This is a genomic window from Grimontia marina (assembly GCF_900060185.1).
In the GTDB taxonomy this organism is placed as follows: Bacteria; Pseudomonadota; Gammaproteobacteria; order Enterobacterales; family Vibrionaceae; genus Enterovibrio; species Enterovibrio marinus.
The window spans coordinates 20,959-40,039 of the sequence record NZ_FIZY01000002.1 but is presented as its reverse complement, the minus strand read 5'-3'; the positions used below and the strand labels follow the sequence as shown (position 1 = coordinate 40,039).

Below are 19,081 nucleotides of genomic sequence, written 5' to 3'. Positions count from 1 at the left end.
ATTATTCTCCCAACGCTGGCGTGTTTTTATTTATGACAACTTGCTTGGCAGCTTCCATTGCCTCGGGGATATTTTTGGTTGTTCTAAAAAAGGAGTGCCAACAAATATCAGCAAAACCATGATAATGGTCCATCAAATAAGCTTGCCACGTCACCAGTGCTTTGAACGAGAAATCAGGTAACTGCTGAAAATAGACGATAGCAGTGGCTAAGCGATGTAGCTCACCGTCTGTTAGGGCCTGACATTCCGGCGTTTCGCCTAAAGAGTATGCCATTCGAAATATTTGAATTTGCTCCTCCACTAACGTCGTAGTTTGTTCGGTGATGCTTGAGCGGACGTTTGATAAATCAATGGGTTGCCATTTCTTTCCTTTTAGATCAGGAAGGTAGACTCCCTCCCCGATGGGCCAGGTTGGATCAGGGTTGATACTATCGTCAATCATGGCACGGGTGACCATTGGGGTATAAAACCGCAGATAACTGACACCATGGACAGCACTTTTCACCACCAGCTGCTTTGCAAGTGCTTGTTGCATGTCTTTCAGTGGTTCATCACTGACAACAATGCAACCCGAACGTTTTTCCAGACAGGCTTCAAGCAGAGCTTGATGTTCTTCGCCCAATTCGATGAGATGAGGTGACACATGGAGCATCGACGCAAAGGGTGTACCCTTGAACAGTGGATAATTGGTTGTACTTTCTAACAGTTGGTAACACTCGTTCTCGTCAAAACAGGGCGTGTCCAACAACAATACCAAGCGGGACGTTTTGCTTGTTTCCTCAACCAAGTCTCCTGAGGTTACGGTTTGCATCGACAATCATTCCCCAGTGTGCAGGTGCCATCACTTTGTTGGCCACAAAGTGGCAAAATAGGTACATGAGCTTCTGCGGCATAAAGCAGCGCAGTGGCAAAATTTGGCTGTATTTCCTCAGGCGCTTTCGGCGCAGTCACCCCATTCGGCATAACCGGCATCGCCCCACCAAACCCAGAGCCTGATCCGGCAGCGCCGCCCGAGTTCAGGTTTACGGCAGTGCCGACAATATGCACGCCAGCAGGGTCGATTTTGACGAAGTTACCGCCTACTTTCAGGGTGATTTCCGTGCCGGCTTCCATGACTACTTTCTGACCGGCTTTATGGTGGATTTCTACGCCAGCTTCACTCAGCACCGCGGTGCCGGCCTTAATGTGGAAAGACTGGTCGGTGACCACGGTTTTGTCGCCTTTGACATGCGTCTTGCTTTGTCCGTCGACGGTCAGATGGTCATCCACTTTGATATGAGAAAAACGCTCGTTTTCAACATCGACATGGAGATCATGCTTGATGTTGTCTTTGCGATCGTTTTCCACCAGCAGGTTCATGTCCTTCTGGGCATGCACATAGATTTCTTCCTGTCCCGCCTGATCTTCAAAGCGCAGTTCATTGAAGCCTTCACCCTGATGGGTTTCCGTTCTGAGCACGGTGCGGGTTTTGTTGGCAGGCAACGGGTAGGGTGGCACATTGGTCGCGTGATAGGTGCGGCCGGTGATGATCGGTTGGTCAGGATCGCCTTCAAGGAAAGACACAATCACTTCATGGCCGATACGTGGGATCGCCATCATGCCGTATTGCGCCCCCGCCCAGCTTTGTGAGACACGAACCCAGCAGCTGGAGTTTTCATCACTGTTGCCGTAGCGGTCCCACGGAAACTGGACTTTAACGCGTCCGTGTTCATCACAGAAAATCTCTTCTCCTTCAGGGCCGGTGACAATGGCAACTTGAGGACCATGAACACAAGGTCTTGGCTGTGGTTTGGGTCGCCAGGGGCGATGGCCGGGGATCACCGAAAAGGTATTGTGGAAGGTGGTCATGCCTTCACCGCCATGCTCTTCCAGTGCCTGCGGTTGCGTGCCCTCACACTTCATGCTGACTACAACCCAGTCACGGTTATTGGCGCCATCAGGGTGTTCTTCCAGCTCAAAGACCTGACCGGCATCGACCTGCATGATGTTACTTGATGCCGTGGCAGTCAGTGCATCGCTGCGTAAATGCTCTAAGCGGTATTGGGTGAACGGCTTTCCCGAGCTGTCACTTTTAAAGCGGCCGGGGTAGTCATAATGTTCGTACGTACCGCGCTGGAAACTCATTTCTGTGCCGGCCTTGTTTTGTAGAAAACTGTAGGTAGGCTTTTTGAAACTGTAATCTTTGAGCGTGACGGAAGACGGGCGGGCTTGCGCCGTATACTGCCAGCCTTTCACAAAGGGCTGGTCACTGATACCACCCACATTGGCGTTGTAGAGGAAAGCCTGCCCCGATGAAGGCAAGGTCTGGGTGTCGTCGGAGAACAACACCGTATGCTTGCCTTTGGCGTACAAAAAACAATAGAAAATGCCTTCTTCCGCGGCAAGACGCTGGAGAAACGCTAAATCCGTCTCACGGTACTGAACACAGTATTCACGCACTTCAGGCGTGGCAGACAATGAAAAGGCATAGTCATCAATGCCCATTTCCTGAAGCAGGATACTGATGATTTCGGGCGCGGATTGTTGCTGAAAAATGCGGCTGTTTTGACGAAGGGATAACCGCGACAAAGCCGGGACGATTTCTAACCCGTAGAACGTATGGCTAAAACCGGTATCTCCCCGAGTGAAGCGGCGGGCAATGCCATGAATAAGCTGGACCAGCTCCCCATCACGCCAGAGCATCAGGGTGACATTGCGGTCAACGACTGACTCTTTGGAGACGGTATCCTGACGGCTGGCTAGCTTGACCTTATATAAATAGGGTGTAGAGAGCGCTGACTCTCCCGAGAATTCAAGCACAGCAAAGGTGTCATCGGGCAAGCCTTCGACGGTGAGAGTAAATTGGAGACCGCTTTCCGTAGCCATACATCTTCCCAATCAGAGCCTGTTAACCAGGTCTATCGATAACCCTTCAGGGGCATCGCAGTATTGTTCTTTATAGATTGACGACAAAACCCGCCAAAGGGCGGGTGACGTCAAAAAGCCGAGAGACAACCGCCCCCAGCTTTATGCAGTGAAGCGTTATGCTTCAATCGGTGCACGCCAGTCATCGGCACCTGAAGTACCCGCCACTGTGTGTTCCCAGTCAATCTTGCGATACGCCACAGAAACAGTCACCAGCTGGGTGAACTCTTTCTTTGCTGCGTCCTGACAATGAGGCATGTTGCAATCGATATCGATGATGGTGCCGTCAGTCAGAATGGTCGAGAAGAAGTGCTCCTGCTTACCTTCTACTGAGGTACGGTACCACTTAAGCTCAATCTTCGGCAGCATTTCGCCTGATGCCAGTGCGTTGTACATCAAAGGAACCGCTTTGTTCAGCGCCACAGTGAACTTAAACGGCTTGTGGACACGTTGGCCTGAAGGCTGACCGCTTTGTGGGTCAGTCGGTACAGTCACAATGTGGTCAAACGCCTGAACCAGCATTTCATCTTCGTGGCCTTCCACATAGATGTTACCGACAGAGTCTGCAGTGAACGCACCAGCAGTGATGTTGCCCTGAGTTTTACCTTCGATGGCGATATAGCAAGGAGTTGGCATCGTAATGTCCTTTTAGATTGCGATAGAAGTAGATTGCGATAAAAGAACATATGAATAAACACAATTCATGCCATTCTTAATTGTTAATAAATACAAATACTTATATTTAATTTTCAGTAAGTGGGGCGAAAGTTTACCCGAGACTTGGGTAAGAAATGGCCCAGTGGGCGAAAAGTTGCTTAGATATCAATGTTTATTGGTTCACTTTTGTCATTTCTAACCCCTCATCGCGATTCGACCCAATTCATCGTGCATAAAAGGCCATACACAGTGCAATTGATAAACCACCCAAAACTGCCATTTCCATGAACCGGAACATCCAGTTTTACGATCAAAACGCGAGCAGCTTAATTCGCAATACCAATAGGTTACTGCCGGATGACGGCTCCGGCGATTTAATGGCTGTCCGCCATGTTACTGATCCCTTAAATCCCCTTTAACCCATATTCATTGAGAGAAGCCACTGATACGGATGGCTTCACGAAGCTCATTCTCCAAATCTGCCGCGTTTTTGTATGGCAGCGTGTAAGGGCTCTGTTTGAGTAACTCAGACTCCCACGAAATATCTGGCACTACGCCCTCATTCAACCTTGAGCCATCTAACCGACGAAACTCCATAACGGGATAACTGATGTATCCAAATTTCTCATCATACAAGTCATAGATATGGTGAAGTGAACGGAACTGAATCACCAAGGGAGAGCCCGCAGTTGGCTTGCCAATCACCGTCGATTCAGGTGAACTTTGAATCCCAGCCGCCAATATTTCCCCGCCGGAATTTGTCTGTGCATCGGTTAGCACCAACACTTTCCCGTCGAATACCTTGCTGGCCTCGGAGGATACACGCTTACTTCTGCCAAAGGCATCGTAATAGACTCCGAAATCTTCATCCCCAAGAAACAGGCCCGCTAAACCTGTCATCTCTGGCAGAGCGCCGCCTTGGCTTCCTCTTAGATCGAATACAACAAGCTCGGGATTATTGGCTTCTAGAAACTCTCCGGTTGCTTCAGCGATACCATCGTAAAAGTAAGCCATCCAAATGTAAGCGACACGCTTGCCGTCGATGTTTAGCAGCGAGAAATCCACGCCCTGTGTTTGGATGCCATTTTCACTGGAGGTGAAATCCGCCGGTGTGTCCAACTGCAACGGGACAGAAATATCAAGGAAGGTAATATTTTCCCCGTTATTGCGCAGAACATGGAGCGTGACCATTTCACCGCTGATTCCCGTGAGCAAATCTTGGAGCTTGTCAGCATGGCTGTCTGTGAGTGCTGAAAACTCCCCGGATCTTGTCACACCGACAATACAATCCAGCGGCCTTAAACCTGCATTAAGGGTGGATGTGTTGGTAATCCCCGTGACGGAGTAACACGCAGGTTTTTGTGCCAACGTCGCGCCAATGTGCGGGACGGGAGGAAGCGTCGTTTGTTCATACTCTTTATCAGAAATATAGTGAACACCTGTCACTGAATGAGGAAGCAGGGCGCCAATAAACAGCCCGATGTTGGAAAAGTCGACGCGGTCAGTTTTCGACTGAAGGTAGTCCAATTGCCCTTCAATAATGCGCAGCGTCTCTGCCGGGTTGTCAGTAAACCCGTTGATAGCGACCAGCTTATACGTCAGGAACGCTGCTCTTCTGTCGTTTATCAGATCGCCATCGTCTGCTGAGATAAAACTCAGCGCATTGTCTGGTGCATTTTTTAAAACCTCAGCCCCGTTTTCGGCCAGCCAGTTTTCCATCTCGCTAATGGCGAGGTTTTCCTTTTCACGATAGTCGGTGTAAAAGTCCTGAGCCTCTTTGGTGGAAAGGTTTAGGGGATAAACGAACAGATCGCGATAGCGCTCCTCAAACGCCTTTTTCTCTTCGTCCGTTAACACCACACCGATGGGGTCGAGATTGAAGAGAAGCCGAGAAAAAGCCTGCCCAACACTTTCGCGGTTGTTAGCCAGGGGAGTGAGCGTATCGAGTGATGACTTGTAATAGCGTCGGATAAACCGATTAACCATAGCATTCAGCGCATCGTTATAGCCTTGTTCTGCACTGGCAGGCGTGGAGGGAGCATATGCTTTAGGAGCACTCTCTTTCGGGGAGTTAGCGCTTCCCGTTGACTGACAGCCAACAAGTAAAGAGGCGCAAAATAAGCCAAACACCCAAAACGGTTTACACACGACTTTTCCAAACAGCACTTTCATCGGCATCATCCCTGTCATTACCACTTTGTGAAAGCTAGCTTATCTTTGAGCGCGTTGCCGTGATCTATGTTTTTGCGCACTGCTAATTCGTTGGTTTGTATCAGATTGGAGGCGGGGCTAAGAATTCCTAGCTGGTGGGGGAGTGGTGAATCTGATCGCTTTAAGGCTTCATCAGCCTGAAAGCACGCTTAAATCCCCATCGCGTTTTCATCTAATTTACCGTGCATAAAAAGCCATACACAGTACAATTGACAGACCACTCATAACTGCCATTTCCATGAACCGGAACATCCAGTTTTACGATAAAAACGCAGAGCAGCTTAATACGCAGTATCAGCAGGTGACCTTTGAACAGGTTCATGAAAGCTGGAAAGCGTATTGGCCCACAGGGCATGACCAAAACTGCAACGTGCTGGATGTCGGTGCGGGTAATGGGCAAGATGCTGCAAGGTTTGCCGGGCAAGGCTGCACAGTCTACGCAGTTGAGCCTGCTGATGCTTTTCGCGCACTTGGTGAGGCAAGAACCGAGGCGCTTCCTGTGACCTGGCTTTCTGATACCTTGCCGGAACTGAACGTGGTCAATCAGCTGAGTGTGCGCTTTGATTGCATCTTGCTTTCAGCGGTTTGGATGCACATAGCCCCAACGGATCGCCCACGGGCATTTCGCAAACTTGCCAACCTGCTAGCACCTAATGGCAGATTGGTGATCACCTTGCGCCACGGCACGTTTGACGATGCCAGAACGGCGCACCCTGTCTCAGTGGAAGAGATTGAACAGCTCGCCAAAGATCATGCGTTACAAATCAGACTGAAAACCGATTTGACCGATGATTCCCTTGGGCGTGACAACGTCAAATGGCAGACCGTCGTGCTCACCTTGCCGGATGACGGTTCCGGCGATTTAATCACCGTCCGCCATGTTATTGTGAATGACAACAAATCCGCGACCTACAAACTGGCGCTGCTCAGAACCTTGCTCCGCATTGCAGACGCCCACCCCGGCGCCGTCACAGATAAGCACGACGGACGCGTTGCCATCCCACTCGGGCTGGTGGCGCTTTACTGGATTCGTCAATACAAACGCCTGATAGACACAGACGCCGGAGAAGGGCTAGGCATTCAGCAAAACAGCAACACCAATAAAGGGCTGGGTTTTGTGAAAGCCGATGGCTGGGGCGAGCTTAAACACCTCGCGCCGGACGACTTTGCCATTGGTGCCCTGTTTATCGGGGAAGAGGCAACCGCGCTACAAAAAGCGCTGAAAGATGCCATTAAAACCATTGATGAAGGACCAGTTACCTTTACTTACCGAGGCGACAAAAACAAACGTCTGTTTGATATACAAAAAAGCGGCAGGCGAAAAAACGTTTCAAGCTTTGTGCTCGACAGCGAATTCCTGCAAAGCTTTGGCGTGTTTACCCTGGAAGAAAGTCTGTGGGATTGCCTGCGACTGTATTCCAGTTGGATAGAGCCTCTGATCGTGAATCAATGGATAGCAGAGATGAAGCGCTACAAGCACAACGAGCGGCGCAACATTTCTCTGCAAACCTATCACGACTGTCTGGCTTGGATAGATGCCAAGCACGACACCCGCGATGTAAGAAAACGCATCGACAGCCTGCGGGCAGACAAGCACAAGCTGGTGAGTGTTTGGAGCAATAAACCCCTTCAACACAGCTATCAGGTAGACCACTGCTTACCCTTTGCCTATTGGCCGAATAACGACAGATGGAACCTGTTTCCCGCATCCTCAAAAGAGAACAACACCAAGCGGGACAAAGTGCCATCCAAGCAAAGACTGAAAACGGCCAAACCACACATTCTCGACTTTTGGCAACTGGCGTGGGACAGCGAACAAGACAAAACGCGATTTTTCACTGAAGCGTCGCTTTCTCTGCCCAATGTTCACAATAAAGAAAGAGAGTTCGGGGCGGTGTTTGAAGCCATGCAGTTGCAGGTGGCGGGGGTTAAGAGCCGCTTGCTGGTGGGGGAGTGGTGATGGAATCTTTTACTTTTGCAACAAAGCATAAAGTGTTTTGTGTAAGCCATTAATAGCCATATGAAATAAAGATTTTTAGTTAGGGTCGACACGCTCAGTGTGTTTTGGCCTACGTGAAAGGCGGATTATGAAGCAAAACGGTATCTACGAGCAGCTCATCACACAACTCATTAATAGCCGTCTGGATCGAGACCGATTCTATGTGGGAGAGCGTGAACTTAATGTCAATGAAGCATCTATTTGGCTTTCTCGTTTCTTGACCCATATTTTGGATTATGCGATTAGCTCAGTGCCTTCAGGGGCTGACCAGTTACAAAAGCAGATCGCGCTTTCTAATGATCTGTTGATGTGGTTAAAAGACCAAATCCAAGATAAAGAATTTATCGAAGAAAACTTATTGGATAGCCAAGGGAAAATACTCACTGCACTGTATGAGCTAGAAAACCCCATTTCTGCCAATCTGAAACAATATGTTGAAAATATCTTTCCGCTTACTGGCTTGACGCAGAGCGAGTTGTTCTGTGGTAGTAATGCAGGCTTGTCATTGGAATCGGAGCTTAAACGAGAGATTTTGTCGGCAGATAGGATTTATTGGCTGGTGTCCTTTATCAAATGGACAGGTATTCGAATCTTCCGGAAAGAGTTAGAAGCGTTTACCACCAGTGGACGTGAACTGAAAATCATCACTACTTCATACATGGGGGCGACTGATGCCAAAGCCGTTGAGTATTTGGCAACTCTTCCCAATACTCAAGTCAAACTGAGCTACAACACAGAGCGAGAACGGCTCCATGCAAAGAGCTATTTGTTCTTGCGTGATAGTGAGTACCACACAGGCTACATTGGCTCGTCTAACTTGTCTCATTCGGCGCTCACCAATGGGCTTGAATGGAACCTGAAGATCACCTCGAAGGAAATTCCACATATCATCAAGAAGTCCCTAAGTACGTTTGAAACCTATTGGGCGTCAAACGAGTTTGAGCTTTTTGATGGTAAAGCAGACAGCAAAGAAAAGTTAAAGCGGGCACTGAAACAGCAAAAATTTGGCAATGATAAAAGCACACAGCACTTTTTTGATATTACCCCTTTTCCGCACCAAAAAGACATTCTTGAACAGCTATTGGTTGAGCGCGAAGTACACCAACGCTATCGCAACCTTGTGGTAGCGGCAACAGGTACGGGAAAAACCCTAATATCAGCTTTAGATTTTGCCCGTTATTTAAAAGACAAACCCAATGCCACGTTTTTATTTGTCGCCCACCGAGAAGAGATATTGCGACAAGCTAGGGAAGCGTATCGCGGTGTGTTGAAAAACAGTGCATTTGGCGAGCTATGGGTTGGTGGACATACACCAGAGCATTATCGTCAGCTGTTTGTTTCCATCCAGACACTGAATAATCAGTTGCAACACCTTAAACTGACGCCGGGCTACTATGACTATATCGTGATTGATGAGGTGCATCATATTGCGGCAGTAAGTTATCGAGCTGTGCTTGATTATTTCTCACCTTCGATTCTGTTGGGTCTTACGGCAACACCTGAGCGCCATGATGGTGGAGATGTTCTCACTGATTTTGGAGGGGTGATCGCGGCTGAAATTCGTTTGCCTGAAGCCATTAATCGCCGACATCTTTGCCCATTCCAATACTTTGGCATTGATGATGACACGGATCTACGAGACATTTCTTGGAGTCGCGGTCGGTACGATATCGCGCAGCTAACCAACCTTTACACGCACAACCAGAATCGTGTAGATAAGATTCTCCGCAGTTTGCAGGAAATTATTACTGATATAGGCAATATTAAAGCGTTGGCATTCTGTGTTAGTCGAGAACATGCGAACTACATGGCGCAACAGTTCCTATTGAAAGGAATTAAAGCGGATGTGTTGACCAGTGATAACAGTCATGAGCGACAGCAAAAACAGCAAGCGATTCGCTCTGGGCAAATTAACGTTTTGTGCGTGGTCGATATCTTTAATGAAGGTGTTGATATTCCCGAAGTTGATACTTTGCTGTTTCTGCGCCCGACGGAAAGTTTAACGATTTTTCTGCAACAACTCGGTCGCGGACTTCGCTTATCAGAAGGGAAGGAGTGCTGCACCGTACTGGACTTTGTGGGTAACTCACGCCCTGAATATGACTTTGCGAACAAGTTTAGAGCGTTGATAGGGAAAACAGAGAAAGCTATTTCAGATGAAGTGAAGCAAGGATTCCCGCATGCCCCTATCGGTTGTCGTATAGAGCTGACCAAACGAACGCAAGAAATGGTGTTGGATAACATCCGTAAAGCCACACTAAACCTCAAAAGGTTGGTTGGGCTTATCCGTCAGTTCCCGCAACACTCTCAGCTACCATTAACGCTGAAAAACTTCTTATCTCATCACCCATACATTGATCTAAACGAGCTGTATAAACGCGGCAGTTGGACTGAGCTGGTTAATTTAGCGAATGACAAAACAAGCTCTGATGAATCAACAATCAAGCTTATCAAAAAAGCGATACATAACCGCATTTTGACCTGTGACGATCATTACTACTTGTTGTTCTTACAGCAGCTTTGTTTGAGTGGATTTACCTGTGTCGAAAGAGAAGAGCCACGGAAGCTAATGTGCCACTTCGATTTTTGGCAAAAAACGGGGCCTGATTTGGGTTTCCGAACACTGTCCGAAAGCTTTGATAAACTGCATCAGCTGGGATTCAATCAAGAGTTAGCCGATGTGATCGAGTTGAAGTTAGCACAGACTAAACACGATCAACCAGCGATGCCTAATTTACCTAACGTTCCACTCCGCCTACATGCTCGCTACTCGCGTGAGCAAATTTTAGTTGGTTTTGGAGCAACCACTTTTGAGCATCAGCCACCTTCCCGAGAAGGTCTCTTCAATATTAAAGATCAAAACATTGAGTTACTTTTCGTCACCTTAGACAAAAATGAAAAGCAGTTTTCCCCAACCACGATGTATTACGATTACGCGATCAATGAAAATCTCTTTCACTGGCAATCACAAAACAGCGCGAGACCAGATCGCGGTCGTGGCAAAGATTACATTGAACATCGTGAAATTGGTAAACGCTTGTTTCTTTTTGTACGAGAACAAACCAAAGACAAATACGGCCGAACCATGGGGTTTGTGAATTACGGGGAAGTGGAGTATTTGAACCACACTGGCTCGCAACCTTTAAATATCACTTGGAAACTGAAAACGCCAATGCCTAATTTCATGTGGCAACAGGCTGCCAAACTTGCGGTGGCTTGAGTTGGGTAAACAGTCGTTGAATGTATAATGAGCAGGAACGCTCTAGCGAATAGCTGGAGGCTTTCTGCTTCGTAATTTGTATTAATGACTCAATCGCCCCACCATCTTCAAAGCCCCCTCAAATATCGCATCTGCAATATGCGCTGGAAATTCGGGGGGCAGCTGTTGTTTTACCTGCTCGATCGCTTTGGGTAACGCCTCAGCCAGCCCATCCATGATTTCTTGCATCTGGATTTGGCTAAACCCTACCTCCTTGGCTGTTGCGAGGAAATGGCGAGGGTAGATTTTGTCTAGCTTGTACTTTTTCCCTTTGCTTGCTTTCAGGCCCATGGCGAGTTTTAGTGATTTGATGTGAAGCCCTTTTCCGCCAACAATGGGGTAGGCGGAGATAATGTCGTAGAAGGGAGTAAGCTGGTATGTGCCGCCAGCACCAATAAAGATAGAGAAGTTTTTGGCATGTCCATCGGTTGCGCCTATCAGCCATTGGAAGACTAAAAAACGCATAAACGCAGCGCGGTCGGCCAGTGCGTTACTTGAACCTAATAGCAGCTGCATGATCTCTTTTACGCCAATACCGCCATCACTTTCGTATTTAATCGCAGAAGGTTTGCCGAACGCTTGGCACATGTCTTCCTGCGGTAAACGCAAAAGCCACGTGTTGTCTTTTGACCAGCGCCTGTCGAAACGCTCAACGGCCAGTGCTTTAATGCCGTTGCAGTGAATGATTTCAGTATCAGGAACCGCAAAATCAAGCGCCTTTGCCAGCTTCAAACAGAGAAACTCGTTCTCAACGCTGTCGGTCATGTCCAGTGTTGCGTTGGGTTGTTGAATTTCGCCAATAGGCAGCTTGATGATGTGTGAAGTAGGCGTTGAACCTTTCGGTATACACCAGTCGTTACCTATTTTGAGTAGTGCTGTTTTTTCCTGCGCGCCCGCGATGGAGATACGAAAATCGTCTTCGTCGTCTAACATGCCAAGCGGGATCTTGGACTGATATGCACTGAGCACTTTCTTTAATCGCGACTTGCTGAGCGGCTCATAATCAAGTTGCTGAACATGAGGTTTATCGTCTGCTGTGTGCAGAGATATTGCGCCTACGCTGTCTTTGCCAACTTGTTTTAAAAGGTCGAACGCTTGACGTGAGTCGGCTTTATATCTCGCTAAAATGCGGTCACGGATTTCGTTGAGATCAGGCAGCAGATTATCAAAGTAATTGATAACGTGGCTGGAGGTATGTTTTTTAAACTGAAGGGGCAATGAAAGGGAAAGTGGCCTCCCTTTTGGATTTTCAAGCCACTGCGCACAATATTGGAATTCGTGTGCGCCGTTGGTCAGTTTAATGAACTCGCCAACACGCTCTCCATTCATATATGTCACAAGCTTTTCCATCACCACACCTCTTCATCGGAGTGATTTTGCACAGGCTTCACTTCAGTGCTGATTTCCATTTTTACACCCAATGCTTGGATGATCTTGAAAACAGTTTTGAGCTGTGTAGTGTCTGGGTGGTTCTCAAAGTTAGAAAGGGTGGCTTGTTTTAGACCGACGCGCTGAGCGAGCTCGGCTTGTGTAAGCTTATGCTTGGTTCGAAGTAACTTTAAGTGATTCGCCAATTGCTGCGGACTGTAAATCATCACAACGCTCCATTTACGTGAAATAATATATCCTTTACTGCAGATATATTATTTCTTATCCCCTACACGTTATATTTAAACTTATATCCCTTACTGGGTATATGCAAACCAATATCCCCTTAAAGGGATATTAATCAATGTAAGTGTGAGCAGTTTGTCATAAATATGCGCTGGCTCAGGGGTTTAGATATTAAAAAAGCGCCAACCCTTTCGAGTTGGCGCTTTCCAAACGTTTGGTGGAGCTGGCGGGAGTTGAACCCGCGTCCAAAATCAGTCTAACTAATGGCGCTACATGCTTAGTCTATCTTTAATCTCGTCAGTGTGCTGCGAATAGACACGCTACAAAAAGACATACCGAAATTCTATTTCGCGGTTCAGCTCTTCGGTCAAAGCTTCCCTCGCTATCCTGATTGGGTTTGACTGCCCTGATTCCCCGTCCTACAGGCGGAGGCTAGGGAGGGCAGGCTCTGAGCAGGTTATTAAGCTGCTAGTGCGTAGTTTTCGTCGTTTGCGACTATTTTTTTGCGGCTTTTTACGAGGCAAACCGCCCCTCGGCATGCTCCACGAGCCTTCTTGATCCTGTCGAATCCTGAATCAGCCCCGGAATGTGGACGCAGATACTAGCATAACATGCTGCTGCGTCAACGATTATCTGGTTGAGTGCTTCATGATTCGCGCTTTGTCGCGCTGCCAATCGCGATCTTTGGAAGCATCACGTTTGTCATGAAGTTTTTTACCCTTCGCCAGACCAATCTTAAGTTTAGCCCACGACTGTTTCCAGTACATGGAAAGCGCGATAACTGTGTAACCTTCGCGGTTCACTTTACCAATCAAATTGTCGAGTTCACGACGCTTGAGCAGCAGTTTTCGCACGCGTGTTGGGTCTGCCACTACGTGTGTAGAAGCAACGTTCAGCGGAGTGATGGTCGCGCCAGACATGAAAGCTTCACCATTACGGAAGAACACGTAGCTCTCACTGATGTTGGCTTTGCCTGCACGGAGTGATTTCACTTCCCAGCCTTGTAGCTCTAGCCCTACCTCAATATCGTCTTCGATGAAGTATTCGTGGCGAGCCTGGCGGTTCTGAGCAATCGTGTTGCTGCCCGCCTTATTCTTTGCGTTTTTCTTTACCATAATGGCGGCATTATACGTAGTGGTTATGGTGGGCGAAACAAGTTTTTATCGGATTTTCAGGCGCCCGTCCCCATAAACCGTCGATGGCGGTGTTTCTGGGTGTACCTGTTCGTTGCCGTTTGTGCGGTTTGGAGGCATGTTGAAGGAATTTGGGGAAAAATACGGTCTGGTGATATGATGCCGGAATCGACCTGAGAGGAGACGCTATGCCGCGTATTACCCGTTCTGCGTTGGTGCCGTATAGTGCAGAGCAGATGTTTGAACTTGTTAATGATGTTGAAGCTTACCCTTCTTTTTTGCCGGGGTGTGCCGGTTCGCGCGTGCTGGAAGCCAATGACAGTGCGATGACCGCGTCGGTGGATGTGTCTAAAGCCGGTATCCGCAAAACGTTTACCACGCGCAATCTACTGGTAAACGGTCAGCAAATCAAAATGGAACTGGTTGATGGCCCTTTCCGAAAACTGGTGGGTGGCTGGCATTTTACGTCTTTGGATACGGATGCGTGCAAAATTGAGCTGAATTTGGATTTTGAGTTCACCAATGGTTTGGTAGAAATGGCGTTCGGAAAAGTCTTTAACGAGCTGGCGGTGAATATGGTGAAGGCTTTCACCGACAGGGCGAGAGACATTTATGAGTGACGGTAAGTTACTGCATATTGAAGTAATGTATGGGTTGCCGGATGAGCAACGTGTTTTTAAGGCGATTGTGACGCCAGATACGCCGGTGGAGGCGATCATCAGCCACTCGGGTATTTTGGATGCGTACCCTGAAATCGACCTGAAGAAGAATAAAGTCGGTGTGTTCAGTCGTCTGGTGAAACTGGATGCGACAGTGCATGACGGCGACCGCATTGAAATCTATCGCCCGTTGGTGGCTGACCCGAAAGAAATCCGCCGCCGCCGCGCAGAGCGCATGAAAGCGGAAGGGAAATCTGACCCGGTGACAGGTGGTAAGGTGAACCCGCTGCGCAAAGGCGAATAAATCAGCGCTTCGCTTTCGTATAAGAAAGTGAAGAAGAATGCGGATTAGAACGCAGATAAGAACAAAGAGAAAAGCGGTGGTCATTGGCCACCGCTTTTTTGTGTCTTGAAGCACGCACAAGCTAGGATGAGCGGATATTGACTACGATTGGTATGACTTCAGCAGGTTCCAGGCATCTTGCCAGAACGGTGTTTTACCTGGCGCGTAGCTTGGGTTAGAGCACCAGCCTGAGTTTGGCCATGGCTTGCATTGGTATAGCTTGCCGTCCTGACCTTTTACAATGGCACCTTCCTGATAGGCTGCGCCCGGTGTGTAATTTGGGTATTCACCCGGTGGTGGCGGTGTCACTTCTGGGTCCGGTTCGGGTGTTGGCTCTGGGTTTGGTTCTGGGTTAGTGCAGCCACAGCTCTTGTCGTCGGTTTGTTTCCAAACGCCCCATTCGCCGGTGTTGCCCGGCTCTTCGCCTTTGGTCCACCAGGCGGCCAACCATACTACGCCGTGGTGCGAGACTTTATCGCCGCCCACATACACGCGGTTTTTCTCCCAGCTGGCAATACATGTGGCGCTGGCTTCGACCGTGATGGTGCGGGTGGCTGATGCTGTCTGGCCTTCGCTGTCGGTGACTTTGTAGCTCAGCAGGTAATCACCCGGTGTTTGGGTCTCGATATCACCAGAAACGCGGATGTTAGCGGTGATGTCGCCATCTTCCTTATCAAACGCGCTCACGCCTTGCAGTGCATCGAAGCTATCGCCCTGTTGCAGGGTCACGTCTGTCACTCCTGACAGGGTCGGCGCTTCGCCAAGCTCTGTGGTAACAATGCCAGCTTTAAGTTCTACTGTCGGCGCGTTAATCGCGATATCGGCAAGCAGTTTATCGTTGCAGTAAAGCTCGGCGCGGTAAGGGTTAAGCGCGGTTTTCACATTCACGTGGAAGCGGTTCATCAAGCCTTCTTTAAAGCGTCGGTTGTGCAGGTTGAAGCGTTGGGTGCCGCCTTGCTGGGTGAGCACGTCCAACTGGCACGATGATGCAGTAAAGTTATCGGCATACACAGCGCCATGCGCACCATGCAGGGCAGGGTAGATGTAACTTGGCAGCGTGTTGCTTGGGTCGTAGTAACCCACCAGTGTGGTCACGGCTACGCCCTGTTTTTCAGGAATGCGCGGCACGGTTTTGTCGATGATGTCTTTTTCGACTTCTGCCCATAGGCCCGCTTCAAAACGGTAAGCGTATTGGGTGCCGTTCACCAGAAGCTGGGAGCTACCGTTAAGGTGAATGTGGGAGTTGTAGCCTGCTGATGAGCGGAACACCACCACTTTGCCTTCGAAGCTTTGGTCAGTCGGCAGGTAGAAATCCCGCGCCCAGTAGCCGTTTCCTGTGTTGATGCGAACGGCGTCTGCGTTCTCGAATAGTTCGTGGAACTTGCGGCTTTCCGCGCCAAACTCGTTCAGGGTGTTGTTGTCGCTGATGGTGACAATGTTAAAGGCGAGATCGTCCTTCACGCTGTTGTCCCATGGCTGCATGGTCTGGCTTTCTGCATCCCATTTGCTGAATCCGGTTGGGGAGGCGGGGTCAAAGCTCGCTTTCCCTTCCATAAAATGCTGGAACACGTTCAGCTCGTATGGGGTGTGCAGCGTGTATTCATTGCCTGCCGGGTGCAGCGGCCAGCCACCTGCCATGGTGCCCCAACCGAAACTGTGTCCGTTGAATGGTTCTGCGCATTCGCCTTCGTAGCAAGACGAGCCATTGGTTCGCGCTTTGCTGAGGTTCGGCAGGAAGCGGTTTTCAAACAGATCCCAGCCCCAGGTAGAGTTTATATTGGTTGAGCTGTTATGCACCGAGCCTTTGAATCCGCCCAGATAGTGAGCTTCTGCATGGGTGCCAGCCCCAAACTCATGGCCGACTTCGTGGCTGAATTCATTGCCTGTTGAGCTGACCACTGACGCGACACCGGCATAAGAGCCGAGCAAGCCGTGATTGATAATGCCATCGCTGTAGTTGCCCCGTGAGTTGTTCACCGTCACTTGGGCTGCGTGGTAAGGCGCGCTGATGTTCCATTGAGAGCCGTTCATTACGTCATGGCTGTTCACGCCGTAGTTGGCGCTGTTGATGCCAGCGGAAATCAATTCTCGGGCAATACGGTAGTGGGAATCACTGCCGTAAGCGTCTGCTTTGCTTGGGTCAACGTCGACCAGAAGGCGGCCATCCGGCAGCATGATCTCTTCGAGATGGATAGGCGCATAGGGGTTCACGATAAGCTTGCTGATCTGCACAGACTGGAAGTAGTCGCGGTGCAGGTTCTCATCGGTCATAAAGCGGAATTCACCGCGTGGTGGCGTCAGCAGACCCACATCGATAGCGTTAAGGATCAGTGTGGTATTGGCGCCGACTTTAATACCTTCAACTACACCTTCCTGATGGCCATTGCTGAATGTAAGGCTGAAACCCGGCTCAATCACTTCTGCGGGCAAAACCGCCGTGTAGGCGTTGTCGCTGTAGGCGAGCTTGCCGTAATCCGCGTCAGACTGGGCAAACCATTTTCCGCCGACGTTGTTGTAGGTAAAGCGGTTACCGTTTGAGAGCGTGTCTGAGCCGTGGGTGTAGTGAATGCGTGAATTGTATCCGGCCTGTGAGGAGAAGGTGACGATCTTGCCGTCGAGTTCTGCGCCTTCCGGCAGCATAAAGTCGTAGGCAAAGTTGCCGTTGCTGGTGGCGATTTCAAGGGTGTCATGCTCAGTCAGCAGCGCTTTGAAAGCGTCCTTGCCGGACTCATAGGCGATGGCATCAATCGCCTGTTGTGACGAGATGCGGTGGGCGTAGGTTTCCGGCACGACAATGTCGATGTCGATATCAATCTGACCCGTAGGCTTTGGTTGGGCCGAAGGTGGCAGCAGGGTGGTGCGGTGCACTTCTTCGCCCTGGCTGTTTTTCACCACCACGGCGATGTCGCTGTTTTGAAGCGCTCCAGTGGCGTGAGGCTCAACGATCAACAGTGCTTTACGCAGTGCGACCAGATGTGGCTGGCGATCGCCTTCGATGCCGTGGAGGGTTGGCATGATCACGCTCTGCGCCATGCTGACGCTGGCAGCCAGTGAGCCTTGGGTATCTGAAGGCAGGGATTTCTGGTTGAAGTAAACGGTTTGAGAGCTTGGTGTGCTGGCGAAGGCTGTTGAGCAGCTTGCCCCAGCGAGCAATGCCGGAATAAGGCAGGCTAATTGTTTCTTGATCATTGTCGTCGTTGTGGTTGTTGAAACTGGGGGCGGAATATATAGAGGGAGTTATCGGGTGAGTGAGCGAGAAAATCCGTTATTTGAAGCAGCCCCTCAGTTCATCAGAACGAATTGGTAGTGAATGCACAGTGATGACGTTTCTATGGCGTTATTACAGGGGTTTACGAAGTTTTGACGCTGTCTGGAAAGGCGGTCTATGAGGTGTATTTTCAAGACAGAAAGCGCAGCTTTTATCGGCTGCGCTTTTGGGGTGATGCGTTTATTGGCTTATCACTCGTCGGTCACATCCGGCACAAAGCTTTGGCTTTCGAGCGGCACACGGACATAGCCCTCTTTGTTGATCTCGGGCAGTTCGATGGTGTCATAGCTGATCGCTTCATACGGAATGCTGGAGAGAAGATGGGAAATACAGTTCAGGCGCGCCCGCTTTTTGTTGTCGGCTTCCACCACCCACCATGGAGATTCTTTGGTGTCTGTGTAGGAGAACATTTTGTCTTTCGCTTCGCTGTATTCTTTCCAGCGGCTTCGGGACTCCAAATCCATCGGGCTGAACTTCCAGCGTTTGATCGGGGTATCGATGCGTTCTTTAAAGCGTTTTTCCTGCACTTCATCAGACACTGAGAACCAGTATTTCAACAGGATAATACCGGAGCGTTGCAGCATACGCTCGAATTCGGGGCAGGTGCGCATGAACTCGTCGTATTGCTCGTCGCTGCAAAAGCCCATCACGCGCTCTACGCCCGCACGGTTATACCAACTCCGGTCAAACAGGACGATTTCGCCTGCAGCAGGAAGATGCGAAACGTAGCGTTGGAAATACCATTGGGTGCGTTCGCGTTCGGTGGGTTTATCCAGCGCGACAATGCGGCAGACACGCGGGTTGAGCTTTTCGGTAATGCGCTTTATCACGCCGCCTTTTCCCGCGGCATCGCGCCCTTCGAAGACGACGACCACTTTCAGGCCTTTGAGTTTGACCCATTCCTGAAGTTTGACGAGTTCCGTCTGTAGCTCAGCGAGTTTGTTTTCGTAGGCTTCGCTGCTGAGTTTCCCTTTCTTCTTTTTCGTTGGCTGGTTTTTATCTTCGCTCGCCATGTGCCACGTCCTTTTCCTCGG

Annotated in this window: 13 protein-coding genes and 1 other RNA gene; 4 read left to right on the top strand and 10 right to left on the bottom strand. The window is 49.5% G+C overall.

Features of this window, described 5'->3' with window-relative positions; all coding sequences use genetic code 11:
• Position 1: 1 nt before the first annotated feature.
• The 4 genes from GMA8713_RS01730 to GMA8713_RS01715 all read right to left on the bottom strand — a co-directional run bounded on the left by GMA8713_RS01730 (position 2) and on the right by GMA8713_RS01715 (position 5,733).
• On the bottom strand, positions 2 to 811 hold the full coding sequence (locus GMA8713_RS01730; protein ID WP_062705149.1) for a DUF4123 domain-containing protein: 810 nt from the start codon (positions 809 to 811) through the stop codon (positions 2 to 4).
• On the bottom strand, positions 799 to 2,865 hold the full coding sequence (locus GMA8713_RS01725) for a type VI secretion system Vgr family protein (RefSeq protein ID WP_062705147.1): 2,067 nt from the start codon (positions 2,863 to 2,865) through the stop codon (positions 799 to 801). Before GMA8713_RS01725 ends, GMA8713_RS01730 begins: the two co-directional genes overlap by 13 nt.
• A 156-nt stretch (positions 2,866 to 3,021) precedes the next feature.
• Positions 3,022 to 3,540 (bottom strand): Hcp family type VI secretion system effector, encoded by a 519-nt coding sequence (locus GMA8713_RS01720; protein WP_062705145.1) that lies wholly within the window; start codon positions 3,538 to 3,540, stop codon positions 3,022 to 3,024.
• 447 nt (positions 3,541 to 3,987) lie between these two features.
• The gene (locus GMA8713_RS01715; RefSeq protein ID WP_062705143.1) at positions 3,988 to 5,733 is read right to left on the bottom strand and encodes a S41 family peptidase; all 1,746 of its coding nucleotides are present in this window, start codon (positions 5,731 to 5,733) and stop codon (positions 3,988 to 3,990) included.
• A gap of 277 nt (positions 5,734 to 6,010) precedes the next feature.
• Here GMA8713_RS01715 and GMA8713_RS01710 point away from each other — a divergent pair, with 277 nt between their 5' ends.
• Both GMA8713_RS01710 and GMA8713_RS01705 read left to right on the top strand, forming a co-directional pair.
• Positions 6,011 to 7,732, top strand: a complete 1,722-nt coding sequence (locus GMA8713_RS01710) for a class I SAM-dependent methyltransferase (RefSeq protein WP_062705139.1) — start codon at positions 6,011 to 6,013, stop codon at positions 7,730 to 7,732.
• A 127-nt stretch (positions 7,733 to 7,859) separates the two neighbouring features.
• Positions 7,860 to 10,991, top strand: a complete 3,132-nt coding sequence (locus GMA8713_RS01705) for a DUF3427 domain-containing protein (RefSeq protein ID WP_062705137.1) — start codon at positions 7,860 to 7,862, stop codon at positions 10,989 to 10,991.
• An 81-nt stretch (positions 10,992 to 11,072) separates the two neighbouring features.
• Here GMA8713_RS01705 and GMA8713_RS01700 read toward each other — a convergent pair whose 3' ends face one another.
• The 4 genes from GMA8713_RS01700 to smpB all read right to left on the bottom strand — a co-directional run bounded on the left by GMA8713_RS01700 (position 11,073) and on the right by smpB (position 13,759).
• Positions 11,073 to 12,380 (bottom strand): type II toxin-antitoxin system HipA family toxin, encoded by a 1,308-nt coding sequence (locus GMA8713_RS01700; protein ID WP_062705135.1) that lies wholly within the window; start codon positions 12,378 to 12,380, stop codon positions 11,073 to 11,075.
• The gene (hipB, locus tag GMA8713_RS01695; RefSeq protein ID WP_062705134.1) at positions 12,380 to 12,625 is read right to left on the bottom strand and encodes a type II toxin-antitoxin system antitoxin HipB; all 246 of its coding nucleotides are present in this window, start codon (positions 12,623 to 12,625) and stop codon (positions 12,380 to 12,382) included. The genes GMA8713_RS01700 and hipB overlap by 1 nt, the downstream gene beginning before the upstream one ends.
• A gap of 234 nt (positions 12,626 to 12,859) precedes the next feature.
• Positions 12,860 to 13,227, bottom strand: a transfer-messenger RNA (tmRNA) gene (gene ssrA / locus GMA8713_RS01690).
• 46 nt (positions 13,228 to 13,273) lie between these two features.
• Positions 13,274 to 13,759, bottom strand: coding sequence for an SsrA-binding protein SmpB (smpB, locus tag GMA8713_RS01685; RefSeq protein ID WP_002536901.1), 486 nt, complete (start codon positions 13,757 to 13,759; stop codon positions 13,274 to 13,276).
• A 206-nt stretch (positions 13,760 to 13,965) separates the two neighbouring features.
• Between smpB and GMA8713_RS01680 the strand changes: the two genes are divergently transcribed.
• The gene (locus GMA8713_RS01680; RefSeq protein ID WP_062705132.1) at positions 13,966 to 14,397 is read left to right on the top strand and encodes an SRPBCC family protein; all 432 of its coding nucleotides are present in this window, start codon (positions 13,966 to 13,968) and stop codon (positions 14,395 to 14,397) included.
• The gene (locus GMA8713_RS01675; RefSeq protein WP_062705130.1) at positions 14,390 to 14,740 is read left to right on the top strand and encodes an RnfH family protein; all 351 of its coding nucleotides are present in this window, start codon (positions 14,390 to 14,392) and stop codon (positions 14,738 to 14,740) included. The genes GMA8713_RS01680 and GMA8713_RS01675 overlap by 8 nt, the downstream gene beginning before the upstream one ends.
• Before the next feature lie 141 nt (positions 14,741 to 14,881).
• On the opposite strand, the gene GMA8713_RS01670 is transcribed toward GMA8713_RS01675, so the two are convergent.
• Together GMA8713_RS01670 and ppk2 are read right to left on the bottom strand one after the other, a co-directional pair.
• A complete protein-coding gene (locus GMA8713_RS01670; RefSeq protein ID WP_062705129.1) occupies positions 14,882 to 17,968 on the bottom strand; it encodes a M66 family metalloprotease in 3,087 nt (1,028 codons plus the stop codon).
• A 270-nt stretch (positions 17,969 to 18,238) separates the two neighbouring features.
• Complete coding sequence (ppk2, locus tag GMA8713_RS01665) at positions 18,239 to 19,060, bottom strand: polyphosphate kinase 2 (protein WP_062705123.1); 822 nt, start codon at positions 19,058 to 19,060, stop codon at positions 18,239 to 18,241.
• Between the last annotated feature and the right edge of the window lie 21 nt (positions 19,061 to 19,081).

Bases quoted from the DNA above. Each gene is read 5' to 3' on its own strand.
- GMA8713_RS01720 (WP_062705145.1), bottom strand. From the start codon at position 3,540: ATGCCAACTCCTTGCTATATCGCCATCGAAGGTAAAACTCAGGGCAAC.
- hipB (WP_062705134.1), bottom strand. From the start codon at position 12,625: ATGATTTACAGTCCGCAGCAATTGGCGAATCACTTAAAGTTACTTCGA.
- GMA8713_RS01725 (WP_062705147.1), bottom strand. From the start codon at position 2,865: ATGGCTACGGAAAGCGGTCTCCAATTTACTCTCACCGTCGAAGGCTTG.
- GMA8713_RS01715 (WP_062705143.1), bottom strand. From the start codon at position 5,733: ATGAAAGTGCTGTTTGGAAAAGTCGTGTGTAAACCGTTTTGGGTGTTT.
- GMA8713_RS01730 (WP_062705149.1), bottom strand. From the start codon at position 811: ATGCAAACCGTAACCTCAGGAGACTTGGTTGAGGAAACAAGCAAAACG.
- GMA8713_RS01680 (WP_062705132.1), top strand. From the start codon at position 13,966: ATGCCGCGTATTACCCGTTCTGCGTTGGTGCCGTATAGTGCAGAGCAG.
- GMA8713_RS01705 (WP_062705137.1), top strand. From the start codon at position 7,860: ATGAAGCAAAACGGTATCTACGAGCAGCTCATCACACAACTCATTAAT.
- smpB (WP_002536901.1), bottom strand. From the start codon at position 13,759: ATGGTAAAGAAAAACGCAAAGAATAAGGCGGGCAGCAACACGATTGCT.
- GMA8713_RS01710 (WP_062705139.1), top strand. From the start codon at position 6,011: ATGAACCGGAACATCCAGTTTTACGATAAAAACGCAGAGCAGCTTAAT.
- GMA8713_RS01700 (WP_062705135.1), bottom strand. From the start codon at position 12,380: ATGGAAAAGCTTGTGACATATATGAATGGAGAGCGTGTTGGCGAGTTC.
- ppk2 (WP_062705123.1), bottom strand. From the start codon at position 19,060: ATGGCGAGCGAAGATAAAAACCAGCCAACGAAAAAGAAGAAAGGGAAA.
- GMA8713_RS01675 (WP_062705130.1), top strand. From the start codon at position 14,390: ATGAGTGACGGTAAGTTACTGCATATTGAAGTAATGTATGGGTTGCCG.
- GMA8713_RS01670 (WP_062705129.1), bottom strand. From the start codon at position 17,968: ATGATCAAGAAACAATTAGCCTGCCTTATTCCGGCATTGCTCGCTGGG.